At 45.2% G+C, this 19,838-nt stretch carries 15 protein-coding genes and 1 riboswitch; of the genes, 10 read left to right on the top strand and 5 right to left on the bottom strand.

All coding sequences use genetic code 11. The features are described 5' to 3' along the window. Positions 1-210 precede the first annotated feature (210 nt). Entirely contained in the window at positions 211-1,230 is a 1,020-nt protein-coding gene (locus GC102_RS37970) for a DUF3221 domain-containing protein (protein WP_171694120.1), read from the top strand. A 54-nt stretch (positions 1,231-1,284) separates the two neighbouring features. Here GC102_RS37970 and GC102_RS37965 read toward each other — a convergent pair whose 3' ends face one another. The 5 genes from GC102_RS37965 to GC102_RS37945 all read right to left on the bottom strand — a co-directional run bounded on the left by GC102_RS37965 (position 1,285) and on the right by GC102_RS37945 (position 6,315). Beyond that, complete coding sequence (locus tag GC102_RS37965) at positions 1,285-3,231, bottom strand: FtsX-like permease family protein (protein ID WP_171694119.1); 1,947 nt, start codon at positions 3,229-3,231, stop codon at positions 1,285-1,287. Then, complete coding sequence (locus tag GC102_RS37960) at positions 3,221-3,982, bottom strand: ABC transporter ATP-binding protein (RefSeq protein ID WP_171694118.1); 762 nt, start codon at positions 3,980-3,982, stop codon at positions 3,221-3,223. The genes GC102_RS37965 and GC102_RS37960 overlap by 11 nt, the downstream gene beginning before the upstream one ends. Before the next feature lie 99 nt (positions 3,983-4,081). Next, positions 4,082-5,092: a sensor histidine kinase gene (locus tag GC102_RS37955; RefSeq protein ID WP_171694117.1), complete on the bottom strand. Its 1,011-nt coding sequence runs from the start codon at positions 5,090-5,092 to the stop codon at positions 4,082-4,084. Beyond that, positions 5,085-5,780 (bottom strand): response regulator transcription factor, encoded by a 696-nt coding sequence (locus tag GC102_RS37950; protein ID WP_171694116.1) that lies wholly within the window; start codon positions 5,778-5,780, stop codon positions 5,085-5,087. Before GC102_RS37950 ends, GC102_RS37955 begins: the two co-directional genes overlap by 8 nt. 127 nt (positions 5,781-5,907) lie before the next feature. After that, positions 5,908-6,315, bottom strand: a complete 408-nt coding sequence (locus GC102_RS37945) for a VOC family protein (protein ID WP_171694115.1) — start codon at positions 6,313-6,315, stop codon at positions 5,908-5,910. A gap of 140 nt (positions 6,316-6,455) precedes the next feature. Here GC102_RS37945 and bcp point away from each other — a divergent pair, with 140 nt between their 5' ends. From bcp to GC102_RS37900, 9 genes are all read left to right on the top strand, one after another. Further along, positions 6,456-6,953, top strand: a complete 498-nt coding sequence (gene bcp, locus GC102_RS37940) for a thioredoxin-dependent thiol peroxidase (protein ID WP_171694114.1) — start codon at positions 6,456-6,458, stop codon at positions 6,951-6,953. A gap of 85 nt (positions 6,954-7,038) precedes the next feature. After that, positions 7,039-8,409: an S-layer homology domain-containing protein gene (locus GC102_RS37935; protein ID WP_171694113.1), complete on the top strand. Its 1,371-nt coding sequence runs from the start codon at positions 7,039-7,041 to the stop codon at positions 8,407-8,409. A 159-nt stretch (positions 8,410-8,568) separates the two neighbouring features. Further along, on the top strand, positions 8,569-9,810 hold the full coding sequence (locus GC102_RS37930; RefSeq protein ID WP_171694112.1) for an MFS transporter: 1,242 nt from the start codon (positions 8,569-8,571) through the stop codon (positions 9,808-9,810). Positions 9,811-9,965: 155 nt separating this feature from the next. Beyond that, positions 9,966-11,408, top strand: coding sequence for a polysaccharide deacetylase family protein (locus GC102_RS37925; protein ID WP_171694111.1), 1,443 nt, complete (start codon positions 9,966-9,968; stop codon positions 11,406-11,408). A gap of 64 nt (positions 11,409-11,472) precedes the next feature. After that, a complete protein-coding gene (locus tag GC102_RS37920; protein ID WP_171694110.1) occupies positions 11,473-12,450 on the top strand; it encodes an AAA family ATPase in 978 nt (325 codons plus the stop codon). A 9-nt stretch (positions 12,451-12,459) separates the two neighbouring features. Then, the gene (locus GC102_RS37915; protein WP_171694109.1) at positions 12,460-13,674 is read left to right on the top strand and encodes a DUF58 domain-containing protein; all 1,215 of its coding nucleotides are present in this window, start codon (positions 12,460-12,462) and stop codon (positions 13,672-13,674) included. After that, complete coding sequence (locus GC102_RS37910) at positions 13,661-16,135, top strand: transglutaminase-like domain-containing protein (RefSeq protein WP_171694108.1); 2,475 nt, start codon at positions 13,661-13,663, stop codon at positions 16,133-16,135. Before GC102_RS37915 ends, GC102_RS37910 begins: the two co-directional genes overlap by 14 nt. 112 nt (positions 16,136-16,247) lie before the next feature. Beyond that, positions 16,248-17,786: a glutamine-hydrolyzing GMP synthase gene (gene guaA / locus GC102_RS37905; RefSeq protein ID WP_171694107.1), complete on the top strand. Its 1,539-nt coding sequence runs from the start codon at positions 16,248-16,250 to the stop codon at positions 17,784-17,786. Positions 17,787-17,881: 95 nt separating this feature from the next. Continuing rightward, positions 17,882-17,982: riboswitch (purine riboswitch) on the top strand. 229 nt (positions 17,983-18,211) lie between these two features. Further along, positions 18,212-19,615 carry an NCS2 family permease gene (locus GC102_RS37900; RefSeq protein ID WP_171649699.1) on the top strand — a complete coding sequence of 468 codons (1,404 nt, stop codon included), beginning with the start codon at positions 18,212-18,214 and terminating at the stop codon, positions 19,613-19,615. Positions 19,616-19,838 lie beyond the last annotated feature (223 nt).

The raw sequence follows: 19,838 nt of genomic DNA, 5'->3' as shown, positions 1-19,838 counted from the left end.
GGGATTATGCGGAGGAAGGTTTTTTTGTGCACTCCTCAAATGGCTTTAAATCAGTTGGCTTCTGAAATTCACTGCAACTACTGCCAGTTCTCGCCAAGCGCCAAGCCTTTCTCTCAGTGATCTTGAGTAAAAAGGATTTTTATGCAACAATTGGAAATTAATTGCGTCTAAGTAGTAAAGAATCTAAAAGATGTGAGGTGCAGTTGATAGATGAAGTCCATACTCTTATTGCTATTATTTGCATGTGGTTTGTCTAGTATCGGGAACCAAGGTGACGTCGCCGTTCCCCCAACTGAGGTGGAAAGTGTCTATGAGCTCCCATCCCCGAATCCTGCAGCTCCGCTGCCTGAAAACTTGCAGGATCGAATATTTCATCTTGAAAATGTGTATAAACAATTATCTGTTAAGCCAATGAGCCTTTCTAAGTCTGAGGGTGAATACCCCAATGGTGGATTTCATCTCCAGCTTCTGAAGCTAGGTAATCATCGTGAGGAATTGAACCTACAGGAGAAAAGTCAGATTAAAGAAGCCATCTATAAGGCCATAGGGTCACGTTTCTCACTGTATATTACAACTTTGGTTATACCGAAAGAGGAGGAGTTGGTTGGGGTTATCTCCGAACTGGATAGGGAGGAGCAAAAGATTCTCCTTGTTAATCCTGAGGCCTGTTTAGATAAGGAATGCAAGGAAATAGAGAAGTTTTGGGTGAGTCTCGAAGAAGATACCGTTATCGTCACGAATAACAGTGACGGTTCCAATAAGTTTGAGGATCTAAAACTAGGAGATTTGCTCCATGTATGGACTACACAAGCCGTATTGCAAAGCTCTCCTCCGCAATTCACAGCGCTTGATATTGAGGTGGTGGAGCCTGAAGATGAGACGCCAGTTGCACTTTCAGTTTTAATGAAGACAGAATTTAATGGCATTAAACAAATCGATGTCAGATTCGGCGACGGTAAAAAGCTGGCCATTACAGATACAAAGACTCTTGAGGAGATATCATCAAAATTGAAAAGAATTGAGCTTGTCCGAGCTAATGATAAAAGAACCTTTTATGGGTTTCTGTACGGGATGGAATTAACCATTGGGGATACCAAGTTTCAGTATGGCACTAGTCTAACGTTTGATAACATTAAATATAAGCATAATTCAGTTACAAACGAACTAAACGACTATATCGTAGCGCTTGGAAGAGCCAGCATTCCGAATCTCTTAGGTGGCATACGATGATAAAAAAAGCTGCTCACGAAGTCTTCACGATTCGTAGCAGCTTTTAATTGTTAATCAAAGAGCTTTTCGGATCACCTTTTTATAGTGCAGAACGGAGAGTATACCGAAAATCGAGTATAAGACGGTATACAGCACCATCACAATGATCATTGGCGTCCATAGCTCTGCACCGAAAAGAAACCATCCCGACTGGACGGCAAAATAGCTGTGGACCAGTCCGACGACCAAGGGGATTCCAAAATTAAAGATTTGTTTGATCTGAATGCCTTTTAACAAATCGTCTTGCGTAAAACCAAGCTTCCTTAGAATCGTATACGAAGGCTTTTCATCTTCGCTTTCATCCATTTGTTTGAAATAAAGGATGCAGCCGGATGTAATCAGAAAGGTTAGTCCTAAGAAGCCAACGATGAACATGATGAGTCCCATCCTATTTTTCTGGTCATTCGCCATATTTTGGCGGGAATCATAAGCACGATTTTGATCAAAACCCAGCTCGTGAAAAAGCTGATTTGCTTCGAGAAGCTGTGCCTCATTCTCAATATCAATTCCCAGATAAATGGAGGACTCTTTTTGAATCGTGGGATTCATATCTTGCTTTAGACGCTTGAATACCGAATCGTCAACGATAGCGACTGGCTGACCGCCATTCGAAAAGTACCATGAAACTATGTATTGCTTCTCAGAGCCTAAATAAGTTTGTGGAATAACGACTTGTTGTCCGCTAAATTGGATCTGGCCGGAATCTTTAAGTTTCATAAATTTTTCCAATAGATCATTGGTACCGGTAAAAATCGTTTGTTCTGAAGTCAGATCGATGAATGGCGCGTCCTTGTCACTGACAACAGGAATCGTCATGTTATTCGGATCAAGGAGAAGACCCTTCATATTGGAATCCAAGATATCCTTTAGATTGGCCTTGACCTGAACGACCTCAATCGAAGTATCCTTGTGCTTGATTTGATTGGCATCTAGCGCTGCTTTAAATTTATTAGCATCTTGTACATTCGTAATGGCAAAGTGGGCTGGCACGCCATTTTTGGCCGTTTTTTCCGCAGAGTAATAGGAAATGTAGCTTAAAGATAACAAACCGATGGAAAGCGCGGATACGGTTGTAATGACAGTCAATAACAAGGCATTCGATTTCATGCGAAACATGATGGATGAAAGCGATAAAACCTCGCGAACATTTAAATAGCCATTTTTCTTGCTTCGAATGACGTTAAGGATTAACCGTACAGACCCTTTGTAGAATAGATAGGTTCCGATGATGACGGATGCCAGAATAAAGATCATGGCCGAAAAGAGTGCAAACATCGTCATGAAATCTCCGCTAAACAGCTTCGAAGAAACGTAGTAGCCTAACAAAATAAGGATCAATCCCACAATCCCCATGAGGGCTTCCGAAGTAGACAATCTTTTCACCTTCACTTCAGTCGAGGTAGAGACGCGAAACAACGATAAAATGCTCTGTCTTTTAATGAACATATAATTGATAAGCATGATTAACAAGTATACACCGCTAAATATAACGAGGGTCTGGACCAGTGCTTGTAACGAAAATTGCAGCGTAGCGGCAGCTTTAACACCTGTAATTTGAAATAAAATCATTAGGATGAGCTTAGACACGGAAAATCCGATAAACGACCCGACGATTAATGAACCGAAATAGAGGATGAAGTTCTCGGTGCTAAGGATGCGGAAAATTGCGCTTTTCGTCATTCCGATTAATTGCAATAAACCGATTTCTTTACTCCGCCTTTTCACAAAGATGTTGTTGGCATACAGATTAAAGATGGCGACAATCGCAACAAGTAAAATGGAAGCAGCGCGAATGGACGCGGCGCCTTTAATTGTGCCCTTGGTTTGGTCTAAGGCAGGGTCATACTGCAGAGTGACAAATGCGAAATAAAGCGCGACGCTGAACATTAAGGCAAACACGTAAAGGTAGTAATGCTTGATGTTGGACTTCAGGTTTTGAACAATCAGCTGGTTAATGCTCATTGTGCACCCCGCCCAGAACTCCCTGTGTCTTCATGATGTCTTGAAAGAAGGCCTGCCTGGATTCTTGACCTTTATATAATTGGGTATAGATTTGTCCGTCCTTAATAAAGATGACTCTGCTGCTGTAGCTGGCGGCGACTGAATCATGTGTAACCATTACGATGGTTGCTTTCCGTCGTTGATTCAGTTCATTAAGCTTATTAAGTAAATCGGATGCGGATTTAGAATCGAGCGCACCGGTGGGTTCGTCGGCGAAAATAATACTTGGTTCATGAACAAATGCTCTTGCGGCAGAGGTCCGCTGTTTCTGTCCGCCTGAGATTTCGTTAGGATACTTATCCTTAATTTCAAAAATACCGAGCTCTGTTGCTACCGCTTGAAACTTGTGATCGGCTTCTTGCTTCGAGGCTTTGGTAATGGACAGCGGCAGAAGGATATTCTCCTTAACGGTCAAAGTATCCAGCAGGTTATAGTCCTGAAAGATAAACCCCAGATGATGTTTACGGAATTCTGCCAACTGCTTCTCTTTCATGGCCGTAATTTCTTGGCCTTCGATTTTAATGGAGCCTTGACTTAGCCTGTCAATCGAAGAAAGTACGTTGAGCAGGGTTGTTTTCCCTGAGCCCGAAGCCCCCATGATGCTCACGAAATCTCCTTTTTCAATGCTGATATCCAGGCCTTTGAGCACCTCTTGCTTATTAAGCTTATTGCCATAGCTTTTATGGATTTTGCTTGCTTCCAAAATATTCATTTCATTCACTCCTCTTCTACGATAGCTTTATTATAAAAAGCTTCGCATCCTTTTTCCTTCGATTGAACGAACAAAGAAGAAAGGCATGTGACAATGTTGTCACATGCCCGTAATCCGGACGGTTTCATTTGGTTGTGGAAAGGTGAGCGTAAAGGTTGTTCCCCCGCCTGCTTCTGAATGTACAGCAATATGGATGAGCAAGGCCTGCGCCGCTTTTTGGGCCAAATATAAGCCCATACCTGTTGCGGCGCTGTCCTGATGCCAAGTCGTAGAAGTAAAGCCTTTATCAAAGATACGAGGCAGATCTTTTGGGTTGATGCCACGGCCATGGTCTTTGACCTCGAGCACCGTACGCTCATGCTTCTGGTAGCTCTTTACTATGATATCCGACGAGTCGCTGTCGCTGTATTTCACGGCGTTGGTTAAGAGCTGTCGTAGGATAAAGGCTAACCATTTTGCATCGCTGAGCACTTTCGTGACTTCGAATTGTACGTCAAAGCCAATTCCTTTTTGTATGCACCAGGACTTCAATGTCTTGATCTCCATATAAATAAGAGCTTCAAGATCTACGTACTCGATATACAGGTCGTTCTCCATAGACGGCAAACGTTTTTGATGGAGCTGCTGGTCAAGCAGCAGATGAATCCGCAGCCATTCATAGGTCAGAGCAGCTTTCATGGTTTCATCATCCAAGCGGTCAATCATTAAACGCATGGCTGTGAGAGGTGTCTTCACTTCATGAATCCAGGACAGCAGCTCGTCTTTTTCTTGTTCTAACGCCACCTGGTGCCGTGAGGCGATTTGACTCAGCCGCTCGGTCAGGCTCGTCATACTGGTTTCGACAATTTGCTCAAACGGGCTTTCAGCATCGGCGATACTTGAGAGATCGAGATTGATTTCTCGTTCTTCCAATTGCTTGAAGAATTTCGTTTCTCTGTTGTAACGGATCGTCAGAAAGATGGCAAACAAGGTCGTAAATAAAAAAACAATATAGAGAATAGGGGAGAAGGGAATCTCATAATCGAGATAAGCGATAAAAAGGAGTAGTCCTTGCCCAAACAGAAATAGCAGGATCCAGCTTTTCCTTTCTATAACATACTTCTTAATCATGAAAAGGGGACTCCTCTGCTGCAATGTAACCCTGACCGACCTTCGTTTCGATAAAGCGTCCTAAGCCAATCTCGTCCAGCCGTTTCCGCAGCCGATTGACATTCACGGTCAAAGTATTGTCGCTTACAAAACGCTGGTCATCCCATAAGCTGTTAATCATTTCTTCCCGACTCACGATCGTGTTCTTATGTTCAATTAACAGCTTGAGAATATAGATTTCATTCTTCGTCAACTCAATCGAGCCTGCTTGATTAGTAACCGCATTTTTCTCGTAATCAACAGTTGCACCGCACCATGTTTTGAGTTTAATGGATTCCGTGTTGTAGTTATAGACACGCCTGAGAATGGCTTGGATCTTCGCAATGAGCACATCAAAATGAAAGGGTTTCTGAATAAAATCATCCGCTCCGAGCTGCATAGACATGACCATGTCAGTGGGGTGATCACGAGAGGACAGAAATACAATCGGAATGTTGGAATGGGTCCGAATCATCCGGCACCAATGAAACCCGTCAAATTTGGGCAGTTGAATATCAATGATAACTAAATCAGGTTTTAGGGCAATAAACTCTTCAACCACTCGGCTAAAATCCGTTATGCCATGTACATCATATGACCATTTGGCCAACCTGTCTTTGATCTCCGTGAACAGGGTTGCGTCATCTTCAATGAGCAAGATCTTAAACACTAGGAATCACTCCACTTGAGTCGAATTTCTAAACCCCATTGTAATGGAAAATAGCAGCTTGTGCTACGTAGATAAAAAAAGCTGCTCACGAAGTCATTGACGACTCGTGGCAGCGTTTTTGCTATTATTACGAATCAGAAGTTTCGTCGTCTGCATAAATGGAATGAATGTTTCCTTCAGGATCAGCGAAGAAGGCCGTTGTCTGTCCCCATGGCATAATAGTTGGTTCCTTAATTGCAATAGCACCTTTGGTAAGGATGTCTCTATACGTTTTTTGGACTAATTCCGGGGAATCACAGGGGAAACAGAGCTCGAATGATTGACCTTTACTTTCTTCTATAAAGGAGCTATATCCATCGGTGTTAACAGCCATTAGTCTTTTTGAGCAAATAGAAAAACGGACCCCTATATTCTCGAATTCAACATATTCTTCAGAATCAACAATTATTTTAAAACCTAGTGCATCACGATAAAACTGAGCTAAAAGAGGTACGTCATTCGATAGAATAGTAATTACAGCTATGTTTGCTTTCATTAAGAACACTTCCTCTCCTTTTTAAACTACCATATTTTTCTTTGTAAAAGCTAGTTTGGATAAGATCGGTTTGATGTTCTCCCACTAAATGACGCATAATGGTACAAACAATAGCTGGATAATTAGAGGAGAGAACATAGATGAGCAAAAAGAAAGAGATTGAGACAGAGTCAGCCAAGCGACTGGCGCCCTCATTTACACTACCTGCATCCAACGGGAAAAACATATCCTTACAGGATTATAAAGGGAAGAAGCTTGTCATTTACTTTTACCCACAAGACAATACGCCAACCTGTACACAACAATCGTGTGATTTTCGAGATTATAATGGCAAGTTTGCGCAGCTCGGCGTAGAAGTGATCGGAATTAGCCCTGATGAGCTGATAGCCCACGATAAGTTCATTGCGAAGTATGAGCTGCCGTTCCTACTGCTCTCTGACCCTGACCATCAGGTGGCCGAGAAGTTCGGTGTTTGGGCACTAAAGAAACTGTATGGCCGTGAGTATATGGGGATTATCCGTTCTACTTTCCTGATTGATGAAGAGGGATATATTGTCAGGGAATGGAGTAAAGTGAGGATTAAGAATCACGTTCAGTCGGTTTTGGACGCTGTAATGGCATTGAATGCAAGTCGCTAATACGCAATAAAGAACGTTGGAACTTTTTTACAAATTACTCGTCTAATCAATTGCAAGGGAGAAAATTTGTGAAGAGGGGAAAGCGATGAAAAAGAAGCTGATTGTTTCAATGTTGTCTATTTTCATGGCTTACGGAAATACAGCGTACGGGGCTGTGGAGGAAACCCATTGGGTGATGAAGGAGCTCAAGGATTACAAGCAGTACATCGTGCCTTATAGGGACAATGCTTCGACACAAGGTACGATCACGCAGAAAGAGTGGGATTCATTCCAGCGAAATGTGCTAGACTGGGGCAATCTGGATAAACCCATACTGCTCGATGATTGGGCGACGGCTCTTAAAATGGCGGCGGATTTGCCGAAAAAAAACCGTGATGCCTGGATCAGCATGTATGTTCACGGGCTGGGGAAAGGGACGGAGATTACCCGTGAAAATGCTGTTGGAGGGATGGTAAAGCTGTTGATCGGTTCTTACCTCAAGGGGAGCTGGTCAGCGGAAGAAGTAAAGCCGGCGAAAGCGCTGCTGGACCACCAGGATATCAGCGATAAGCAGCGAGGTCTGGTTGAGATTGCGTATGTCCAGGGAATTTTGGATGATTCGGTGAAAGAAAAGTTTAGGCCGAACGATAAGTTGACGAATGCCGAAGCCATTTCTATGATGTTTCGGGTAATGGGGGAGTTGGCGTATGACAAGCCGGATCTGCCGGCAAACCATTGGCTCAGCGAAGAGCTGGAGTCTGCCTACCAAAGCAGCAAGCTTCCAAAACCGATGCTTAAGGTGCTGCGTCGTGCTTTTCAAGATCCGATGAACGCCGAACGCAATATTCCTGTTGCTTTGTGGCACGAAATGCTTGTTTCAGGGCTGCCGGTTCCTGCTTATATGAAGGAGAAAGCGTTTATGTATACGCTTGCCTATGATAAGGATGGAGGAATACTACGAGACAGAGCGGTAGTCGGAGTAACTAAACTTGGAAAAAATCCAAGAAGCGCAACTGCGGAGGAAAAAATGAAAGCTGAAAACGCGTTTGCTGATTATCGCGCTGCTTTTGACTCCGATAAAATCGCTGTTGCTTACGGAGATGGCCTTTTGGAGGGACGGAACGGTCAAAGCTTCGGCGTCAACGGTTACCTAACCTATGCTGAGGCGGTTGCTCTTGCTATCCGTGCAAGCTTAAGGGAGGCTTTGAACGATACCCCTTTGCTAATTGATGAGAAGACCGCATTGCAGATAGCCAAAGAAACGGACCCCGATTCTGAAGCCGAATGGAAAGTAACCTTCAAGAAGGGGCTGGTGCTCCATTACAACACGAACAGGTCAATCTATGACGGATGGGTCGTAGAAGCGGTCTATCCAGCAGGAAACAAAATGGTTGTGTATATTGATGCCAGAACGGGTAAAATCATGGTCCTTGGGGAGATTGAAGCTTCTATAGGGGAAACAGAGGAGTCGAGCTGACAGACGAACTGCCATCTTACGACGAACATCGTAGGGTGGTTTTCTTTTTTTTATGATTGACAGCGATTGATTTATTAGTGAGGATACGTATAAAGGCAAAACTTGCTATACAAGCTGCACAAAAAACAAAACCGACTACCTCGAAAGGACTTTTCTCACATGTGGATGATGCTCAAAGATCGAAGAATGATGTTTCTCATGATAGCCAACATCTTATCCTCGATCGGCTCAGGAATAACAATGATCGGCGTGCCATGGCTGTTAGTGAATCGAGCCGGGGGAAGTGAGATATTTGGTTACGCAACGCTAGCATCAACCATTATACTTTTCTTCCTATCGCCTCATATCGGCGTGTATATTGACCGTATTTCCCGAAAGAAAATGCTGCTGGGCAGTGAAGTTGTCGGCGGATCAGTCACGCTGCTATTCGCATTCTGGGGATTAAGTGCAGGCCACTTCGAAACGTGGCAGTTGATTGTTATTTATTTTAGCGGTTCTCTGTACTACAACGTTCACTTTCCAACCCAGTTCGCATTTACGCAAGAGATCTTCTCGAAGGAGCAGTACAAAACGTTAAATTCCATCCTCGAAGTCCAAAATCAATCCACATCGATGATCGCGGGCGGCTTGGCCAGTCTACTGATCGATCATATCGATTTTGCGTGGATTCTATTAGCGGACGCGATGACTTACTTTTTGGGCTTTGGTCTATTTTTGCTTATTCCATATATCAAGAACAGGTCTGTCACGGCAAACGGCGCCGTCTCCATGTGGTCGAATATCAGAGAAGGCTTCGCTTATTTGAAAACGAGACCGCTATTAGTTATGTTTTTCCTTTGTGCGCTGATGCCGTTTCTTTGTGTTATGGTCGGTAATTATCTTTACCCCGTGTATATCACAAGTGTCCTACATGGTGGGGCTAATGTTCTCGGGGCAGCAGATATGATTTTCGCCATCGGAGCTGTCGTGGCCGGTTTAACGGTTCCGCTGCTCATGCAGCGTTTGGGTTCCTATTATACGACGATTCTTTCGTTTGTCATTTTCGGTCTGTCGATTGTTTTCTTTTACGTGTTCCCTCTAGTCTCTATTTTTCTCCTATTCAAAACGTTGAACGGATGGGGGAATGCGGGGAGTCGCGTAGCACGAAATACGATTTTGATGGAAATGGTGCCAAATCATTTGATCGGTCGTGTGAATAGCTTTTTCAACACCGTAGGAATGGGTATGCGAGTTCTGCTCATTGGTGTCTGTACACAAATTGTTTCTTTTCAAGGTGCTAGGATGGCCATTCTTTTGCTCGGAGTCTTATTAGTCGTTAGTTTCATAGGTCTTATTGGCAGCAAGCCCCTGTTTAACGTGGCAACGCAAACGAAAAATGAGGCTGTACCGCAAGAAATTTAGCTATAAATTGAACAAAGGCAGATCAGGTCCTTTCACTAAAAACTATCCTTCTCACTCCGAGAGGGGTAGTTTTTGTCATAGAGACATACTCTTGATCGTTCTCCCATATAATCTATCAGCTAGCAAAATGATAGAACAAGCGGAGGGATCATCGGATGTGCTTTCGTGTAAAACATTCAACCAACAGGCAGAAAAGAGTTCAACTTTGGGTGGTAGTCCTTTTACTAGTTTCTCTATTTTTCTTTACGATTCCGGCAAGGGCGACAGAGAGCGATGGATTCTCCGCACAAGCACAAGAAGGGCAAGATCTTTATCAAAAGCTCAAAACAGGTAAGCGCCCGCAGAGCGAGAAGACGTATGAAACGCCGGAACAGCCTACCGTTTACTTGACCTTTGATGACGGTCCTAGCAAGCTGACGAGTCAGGTGCTGGATATTTTAGATAAAGAGAATGTGAAAGCTACGTTTTTCGCGCTTGGCGAACAAGCTGAGGCACACCCTGCATTGGTCAAAAGAATCGTGCAAGACGGACATACCCTAGGCAATCATTCCTATAATCATGTATATAAAGAGCTGTATAGCGATTTCCAAACCTTTTGGGACCAAATCCAGCGTAGCGAGGACGTATTTGCCAGTTTGGCTGATACCAGACCGCAATTGGTGCGCGCCCCGGGAGGTACATATACGAATTTCGATGCATATTACTACTATTTGATGGATCAGGCTGGTTATACCATTGTGGACTGGAATGTAGACAGTGGTGATTCCAAAAGAGTGCGTGTACCCGCGAGTGAAATTTGGCAAACGATTAAGGGATCACCGCTCGAACACGAGATCAACATCCTGTTTCATGATGGCAGTGGGCATGAGTCAACGGTAGAAGTATTGCCCCAAGTTATCAGCTATTACAAAAAACTAGGTTATGCGTTCGCTCCCCTTACGACTCAGGTTAAGCCCAAACAGTTCCCAGTGGGTAAGCCGAAGTGGTCGAGAAACATGAGTTTAGCCCATTTCCAAGATCTATTGAAAGAAACACAACAATATGCTTTGGCACATGTTCAGACGGATCAAGATCAGAAGGATGCTGAACTGCATCTTGCCCAACAAACCGCAGTAGCTAGAGAAGAGACGGCACAAATTCTATCCGCGCAGGCGGCGGTACCGCTGCAAGTTCATGTGGCCGGAGGCAGCAGCTTTACAATTGAACCTGCAGAGTATCAGCTGCGTGCTAATCGGATTGAGCTGCCGCTGCGCTTTCTCATAGAGAAAATGGGCGGGCAAATAGAATGGCAGGCTGAAAAGAAGAAAGCGAATGCACATTTTGGTGTTTATGATTTGGAATATGATTTATCCGCTAGAAGCATAAGGCTGTATACCTTGGGTAATAGCGTAGCTACCTATTCATTAGCGGATATGGATCTGCAAGACGGTAAGATCATCGTTCCTTTACGAAAAACCATAGATTTACTAGGCGGGCGAATAACGGATACTGTCATAGAATCGGATAAGCGAGAGGTGTCTGTGGCATTACGGCCTTTTTATATGTTTAAAGAAAATAATAGTATTCTGAAAAACTCTCTATTTGCCATGGGAGGGTAATGTCTAAAATAGTAGAGGGCTGGAAAAACTAGAAGCATAACCTTATAAAGGAGGCTTCTTGTCTATGCAGTCGAAAACCCGAATATTCGATCAGCCGCAGCCTCTCGTGGAACGGATGATCATGAACGTAGAGAAAGTAATTGTTGGAAAGAGAGAGACGATAGAGAAAGCGTTCGTTGCTATGCTGAGCGGCGGCCATCTTTTGCTAGAAGACGTACCCGGTGTTGGAAAAACGATGCTTGTACGTGCCTTGGCTAGAACGATTGGTTGTGAGTTTAAGAGGATTCAGTGCACTCCTGATTTATTGCCGTCTGATGTAACCGGTGTATCCGTATTTAATGTGAAGACGAATGATTTTGAGTTTCGCCCTGGACCTTTAATGACACCCATCGTATTGGCAGACGAAGTCAACCGTACCTCACCGAAGACACAATCTGCTTTCTTAGAGGCGATGGAAGAGAAGCGGGTTACTATTGACGGGGTGAGTTATGAATTGCCTAAACCCTTCGTCTTATTAGCTACGCAAAACCCTGTGGACTATGAAGGTACTTATGCGCTGCCGGAAGCGCAAATGGATCGTTTTATGATGAAGTTGTCTCTTGGTTATCCAACGCTAGAGCAAGAAATATTGATGCTAGATCGCCTGCAGGATCGCCAGCCGCTGGATCACTTGAAGCCTGTTATCGTACAGGATGAGTTTGTGCAATTACAAAGAGAAGCAACCATGATTCATGTCGATAATACGTTAAAAGATTTCATTGTTCGCCTGGCCTTGGCAACTAGGGAGCATGTTGATTTGTACTTGGGTGCAAGCCCAAGAGCATCCTACGCCTTGATGCGCGCTGCGCAAACGTCTGCTTATATGAAGGGCAGGAGTTTCGTGGTACCTGATGACATCAAGGATTTGGTGCTGCCGATCTGGACACACCGGCTTATTCTGACTTCCGAAGCACGAATGACTGGCAAATCTGCGGATACGATTTTGACAGGCTTACTAGCCTCCTTACAAACTCCTGTTCTTCGTTACGTCTCGGCGAAGTAGGGGCCTACTATGAGAAGCTGGGGTAAAACGACGCTGTTGGTTGTGGGATGTGTGCTGTCCATTGTTTTGGCGTATTGGCAAGGTGGATTTGCCGCTTGGTATATAGGGATTTGTTTGACATTAATCTGGATTCAGGCTGGATTATTTTATGTATTCGCATTAAAAGGACTAACCGTTAGCCGGCAGTTGTCAGGCGAAGTCTTCATGTCCGGTGAAGACGTTACCATCACTTTGCAAGTTGGGCATCGTACATTATTGCCGCTGCCTTGGATGATTATTAAGGAAACATGGGTTCATGAAGGAAGCGAGAGGAAGTTGGGCTACAGCAAGCTGTTTTTCCCATGGTTTCGATCAGCCGTAATCCTCCATTATAAAATGACGGGGCTTATGCGAGGCGTTTATCGTTTCGCAGGCTTTGAAGTAGTGACCGGTGATTTATTTGGTTTTGCTGTTCGAAAAGCCTATCGCGATGATCTTCACCGGTGTGTTGTTTATCCGAGACCTGATTCTTTGACCGGATCAGGGATGACATTTCAATCCGAGGATGGTGATGTGCCTACCTTTCGTGGTCCTAAAACCGACACTCCGCTGATTAGCGGTGTTCGTGATTATGTCAGCGGTGATCCCTACCACCGCATTCATTGGAAATCCACAGCCAGGCTGAGCCGGCTGATGACCAAAGACCCCGAGCAAGCATCCTCCGCGAAGCGGATGCTGCTGCTCGACGCGGCGCCTGCGGCGGGTCCAGCTGAGGCGGCGCAGCCGCTGCTGGAGAAGGGCGTCGCCCTCGCGGCTGGCTTCTTCGAAGCCGCCGCTGCCGGGCGCGAGAGCTGCGGCTTCGCCAGCAGCTCGGGCAGCAGGCGAATCGCGCCGACGATTCGCCCTGATCTAACGCTCGCGTACGAAGTACTCGCGAGCGTTGGCGGCAAGCCCGCCCTTTCCTTTCCTGACCTCGTCAGGAAAGAGGCGGCGGCCTTGCCGCTGGATGCGTCGATGCTGTGCATCACATCGACGCTGGACCTTGCGCTGGTGCGCGCGATCGCGGATGCGCGCACCAAGCGCCGATCCGTGCACGTGATCTACGTGCACGCGCGGCCCTCCCTCTCGGTCGCGGAGCGAGAGGGGGCTTCTCAGCTGCAGGCCGTAGGCTGCAGCTTCACGGAAGTGCCGCATCCGCGTAGCCAGTGGCCAAAGCAAGGAGGTGTCGCGGATGCAACCGCTTGAACCCAACCGCGCGCCGCGCGCTCTATCACGTCCTTTACGCTCAAGCGCAGACTCGTCGCGCTTGAAGTCTCGCTCTTTACGCACTAACTCTTTAAGCACTAGCTCATTAAGTACTAACTCTTTAAGCACTAGCTCATTAAGTACTAACTCTTTAAGCACTAGCTCTATACACGCAAGCGCCAAGCCCGCAGCCGCTATCCCATCAAGTCCAATCTTCCATTCAAGCGCCATCACTAACGCACAATCATCATCGCCAATCACCAACACCTTTTTCCGAGACAGTCTAATCTCGCTGCTGCTCTTCCTGCTGCTCTCAGAATGGCTCCGTCCTCTAGCCTGGATGGCTGATGCCTCCATTCAAATCGGTCCCATTCTCGTCGTATTTGCGATCTGCATCGCCATAGACTGCTTCAAGGTCCCTTATGTTTGGGGATGGACAGCCAAAAGCATCATTATCCTGCTCTTCATCGGCTTTATGTTTGACCGTGAAGGCTTTCTAACCGGAGCATGGATCATCGATTTGGTGAGGATCCTTTCTCAGGATGCGGTTCACATCGTTCAAGCTCATTTCGACTTTATCAGTGGCCAAATGCGAACGCTGCTCTTTCTGTTAGGTTGGTCGCTCCTGATCTCCGTAGTACAGGCACTCATGCTGCAGAGGCAGCACAGTCTTTGGTTTGTAGCGGCCACGCTCATGTACCTTGTCTTCTTACAGTTGGTGCTTGGCGCGGATACGGTTCAAGGGATTATGCGCACAATAGGATATGGACTACTTCTGTTATCGCTGCTCAATCTCTCAAGAATTGAACAAACCTATGGCATTTCATCGGTGCGTTCGGGCGGTGTTTTTCAATGGATTGTAGTCAGTTTGGTCGTTGTAAGTGCTCTAGCTAGTGTAGGGTGGTATTCGGCAAGGCAGGCGGAGCCTGCTCCTCTCATGAAACCAGTTAGCTGGGCGTATTTATACGATCGCATATTTGACCTATACAAGGAAGATACGGGGGCGAACGGTTCTTTTGCTAGGTCTGGTTATGGTCAAGACGACTCCTCCTTAGGAGGTCCACTCCAGGTGGACACGACCCCAGTATTCACAGCCAGAACATCCGAATTAACCTACTGGCGCGGAGAATCCAAAAGCTTCTACGACGGCAAAGGCTGGACCGAGCCCAATCAAAAGCTGGAGTCTTACGTTATTCCTAATCAACCTTTTACAGGCAGGGCTGTGAATCAGGAAATTCTTTGGAACACGAAGTCGCCTAATTCCCAATTGTTTATGGGTGGAAGGTTACTAAGTGTTGATATGCTTTTGAGTGAGAAGGGGAAACCGCTAACACCGAGCAGCCTTCTTACATCTGAATTTAGCGGTAAAGTGACTCTACCCGAGATTATAGATCCTTTGTCTTATTACAAAATAACTGTCCAGCCTGTGCATGAAGATCCATCCATACTTAACACGGATATGGGTAGTTATCCCTCTGGCATTACAGAGGAATATCTCCAGCTTCCGGCTGCTTTGCCGCGATCTGTTCGCAGCATTGCCGAGCAAGTGACAGCGAATCGTCTGACGCCTTATGCCAAAGCAGTTGCGATTGAGCAGTATTTAAGCAATACCTATACCTATAGTCTCGAAAAGTCAACGCATCCAAGTCGCAATGAGGATTTTGTCAGTCATTTTCTGTTCGTAGACCGAACAGGGTACTGTGATCATTTTTCAACTTCGATGGTCGTTATGCTTCGTTCTGTTGGTGTGCCTGCCCGCTGGGTAAAAGGTTTCGCTCCAGGGACACTGCAAGCATCTAGCGACGGCGATGGGCTTCAGGAAGTTATGGTTCGTAATCTAGATGCGCATTCATGGGTGGAGGTATATTTTCCTTCTATGGGCTGGGTGCCGTTTGAGCCTACGCCTGGTTTCTCTGGTATTTCGTCCGACCATCCGAGAGAAACCTTGACGACAGCTGCCATGGAGCAAGCGGCGATGACAGCTTCACTCACGAACATTCCTACGTCTAGCAAGTTTACAACCAATCCAAGTGAGTGGCTTCGTGAAACGAAGGATAGAATTGTCAATTTTGCAAAGACTTATAGGAATGCTTTCATTGTTCTAATCGGATGTTGTCTCCTTCTAGTGGGTATTTTCGTTTTGCTTAGGCGAAAAGGTTTCCTAGTCAATTCACGGCTGTATTTTCCAATTTACAAAAGCAAGCAGGGCAATTTACACCCCATGACACCTTATATGGATCGATTATGGATGCAGCTATTTCGAAAATACGGTGCAAAATCCGCGAACCAGACGGTGCGAGAGTATGTCACAACTCTAAATTTCAAAGATCAACGACAGAAACAAGCGCTGCTCGAATTTGCCTTGATTTATGAAAGTGTCCGTTATGATACGGTCAATTCACTGACCTATACGAAGCGGGAAATTACCGCGATTTGGAAAGCCATTCAAAAGACACATTAAACCCCTTTACATCCTAGGTACCTAATGTTTAAAATTAGTACCTATAAATAGTGATAAGTGGACAAGGGGAGCCCCTTAAACATCAATCGCTATGAATCTAGGAGGTCGGATAATGAGTAAACCGAGTGAAATGATTGTCGTATTAGATTTTGGAGGCCAGTATAATCAACTGATTGCTAGACGAATTCGTGATTTGGGCGTTTACAGCGAGCTGCTGCCGTTCAATACAACTGTTGATAAAATTCGTGAGCTTAACCCTAAGGGGATTGTGTTCTCAGGCGGTCCGTCGAGCGTATATGGTGAAGGAGCTCCCGCTGTTGACGCAGGAATCTTTGATCTGGGTATTCCAATCTTGGGTATTTGCTATGGCATGCAGCTTATTGCCCACCAACTGAACGGTAAAGTTGAACGCGCTCATACGCGTGAATACGGTAAGGCTGATCTTTCATTTACGAATGAAAGCCCGCTAGTGAAAGGGTTAGAATCCAAACAAACTGTGTGGATGAGTCACGGCGATCACGTTTCAGTCCTGCCTGAAGGCTTCGTTATAGAAGCAAGCACGGATTCTCTTCCGATTGCTGCAATGAGTAACCGTGAGCGCAACATACATGCGGTACAGTTCCACCCAGAAGTTCGTCATTCCATTCAAGGGAATGAAATGATCCATAACTTTATCTATGGCGTATGCGGTTGCGAAGGCGACTGGACGATGTCTTCCTTTGTGGAAGACATGATCAAAGAGCTTCGTCAAGAAGTTGGCGACAAGAAAGTCCTATGCGCACTTAGTGGCGGCGTGGATTCATCGGTTGTTGCTATTTTGCTGCATAAAGCGATCGGCGCTCAGCTGACGTGTATGTTTATTGATCATGGTTTGCTGCGTCAAGGTGAAGCAGAGAGCGTTATGGACACTTTTGTCGGTAAATTCGATATGAAAGTGGTCAAAATTGATGCGCGTGACCGTTTCCTCGGCAAGCTGGCCGGCGTAGACGATCCTGAGCAAAAACGTAAAATTATCGGTACCGAATTCATCCGTGTATTCGAAGAGGAATCCAGTCAGTTCGATGACTTTACTTTCCTGGCCCAAGGTACTTTATACACAGATATTGTGGAAAGCGGTACGGCTACTGCACAAACGATTAAATCGCATCATAACGTAGGCGGACTGCCGAAAGATATGAAATTCAAGCTAATCGAGCCGCTCAAAACACTGTTCAAAGACGAAGTGCGTAAAGTAGGCGAGGAATGCGGCCTTCCAGCAGCAATCGTTTGGAGACAACCTTTCCCAGGTCCTGGTCTAGCTATTCGTGTTCTAGGTGAAGTAACGGAAGATAAGCTGAAAATAGTTCGTGAATCCGACGCCATTCTGCGCGACGAAATCGCCAAAGCAGGCTTAGATCGCGAGATCTGGCAGTACTTCACAGCACTTCCGGGCATGAAAAGCGTGGGAGTTATGGGCGACGCCAGAACTTACTCCTATACTGTAGGTATTCGTGCTGTTACATCTATTGATGGAATGACAGCTGACTGGGCGCGTATTCCTTGGGATGTGCTTGAGAAGATTTCGGTTCGTATCGTAAATGAAGTTGAGAACGTGAATCGTATCGTTTATGACATCACTTCTAAGCCGCCTGCTACCATTGAATGGGAATAATTTAAATCACTACTAAAAAGACGAACGTTATGGGAAAAAACACCCCTTTATCGTTCGTCTTTTTTATTGACAACTGGTTATTTCACAACTAAAATGTGTATTGGATAACAGTTTTTCGTATAATCTCGGGGATTGGCCTGAGAGTTTCTACGAGATCACCGCAAATGATCTGGCTACGAAAAAAAGGAACGGAATCCGTATGAGTTTCTACGTGCACCTTTACACATCGAAGGCAGCTCTCATATGGATAGCTCCTTTTTCGTACCCGGAATCAGGCATTATGATTCCGGGTTTTTTGCTGTTGCCAGAAAGTATATATGTATACTTTTGCTTCGCACAACCTTGATAAACGCGCTCGTCCTTGAAAGGACGACAGGGGCGTTTATCCTTGGTTCCCCACCATTCGTTTTAGGAGGAGTAGGAAAATGGATCGCTTTTTTAAATTGAAACAAAACGGCACGACAGTAAGAACAGAAATCATGGCAGGGATCACTACGTTCATGACGATGGCTTACATCCTTGCGGTAAATCCAGACATTTTGAGTGCTTTTAAATCGGGTGCAACCGGCGGTGACTGGACTTCGATTTTCTTGGCTACAGCAATTGCTGCGGGTGTAATGACGATTGCAATGGGGTTATTCGTTAACTTTCCAGTTGCGCTAGCTCCGGGAATGGGCTTGAATGCTTACTTCGCGACCATCATTTTAACTTCGCAAGGTAAATTCACGTTTTCTATGGCTTTAGCAGCCGTATTCATTTCGGGGATTATTTTCATCATTCTTACCATTACCAGAGTTCGCCAAATGCTCCTTGTGGCTGTTCCAGATAGCTTGAAGCATGCGATTACCGTGGGTATTGGTTTGTTTATCGCAATGATCGGTTTCAAGAACAGCGGCATCTTAACCGTTGCGGTTGAAAGCGGCAAAGATATTAAGGCACATCAATTTACGGATGTACTTTCATTTGAAACTGTATTCCACATGGGTTCATTAGAAGATAAAGGCGTTATTTTAACAATCGTTGGGGTCTTGTTGATCTCTATCTTTATGGTGCTTCGTCTTCGTGGTGCTATCTTAATCGGTATATTGGCTACGACAATCATTGGGTACTTCATGGGTATGGTTAATCTAGGTTCATTGACTAGTGCAGACACGACATGGGTTCCTGATTTAACAAAGCTTCGTTTCGCTGATTTTGATTTTGCAGGCATTATGACAACGGGAATTGTTTCGGTTATTGCCACGTTTACGTTTGTTGAGCTTTTTGATACATTCGGTACTATGGTTGGAACAGCAAATCGTGCTGGTATTATGAAGAATAAAGAAGAAGGCAACAAGCGTGTAGGTAAAGCCATGTTCGTGGATGCGATTGGTGTTAGTGGCGGTGCGTTAGTTGGGACTAGTACGGTTACTGCTTTCGTAGAAAGCGCAGCGGGTGTAGCAGAAGGCGGACGTACAGGTTTAACGGCGGTAACTACAGGCGTATGTTTCTTGCTTGCCCTGTTCTTAGCTCCGATTGCTATGTTGGTTCCGGGTTCTGCGACAGCGGCAGCGTTGATCGTGGTTGGTGTTCTGATGGTTCAATCCATTCGTGAGATCGACTTTCAAGACTTCGTTCTGGCGATTCCAGCTTTCCTTACAATTGTATTGATGCCTTTCACTTACAATATTGCGAATGGGATCTCCTTCGGAATCGTTGCGTATGTAGTTCTGGCAGCAGCATCTAACCTAGGTGGCAAAAGTCAGACGCGTTATCCGATTCACTGGTTAATGTGGGTACTAGCGGTTCTAATCCTAGCTCGTTACATCTTTATAGGAAGCCAAGGTTAAAAGACTCAAGCTCCGGTGCATTACGCACTGGAGCTTTTTTGTTTATATTTCCATATTTTTCAAGGTATAAAAAGCTTGCAATCAGTTTGTGGATTTGTTATATTACTCCTTGTCGCTTCGGCGGTCGAACGAAAGAACGAAAGAAATTAAAAAAAAGTTCTTGCAATCGAATAGGCTGATGTGGTATATTGATCAAGTCGCCTTTGAGGGGCGAAGGATTAAA

The organism is Paenibacillus germinis, from assembly GCF_013141785.1.
Taxonomy (GTDB): Bacteria; Bacillota; Bacilli; order Paenibacillales; family NBRC-103111; genus Paenibacillus_E; species Paenibacillus_E phytorum.
The sequence above is the reverse complement of the archived record's forward strand: the minus strand, read 5'-3'. Positions and strand labels throughout refer to the sequence as shown.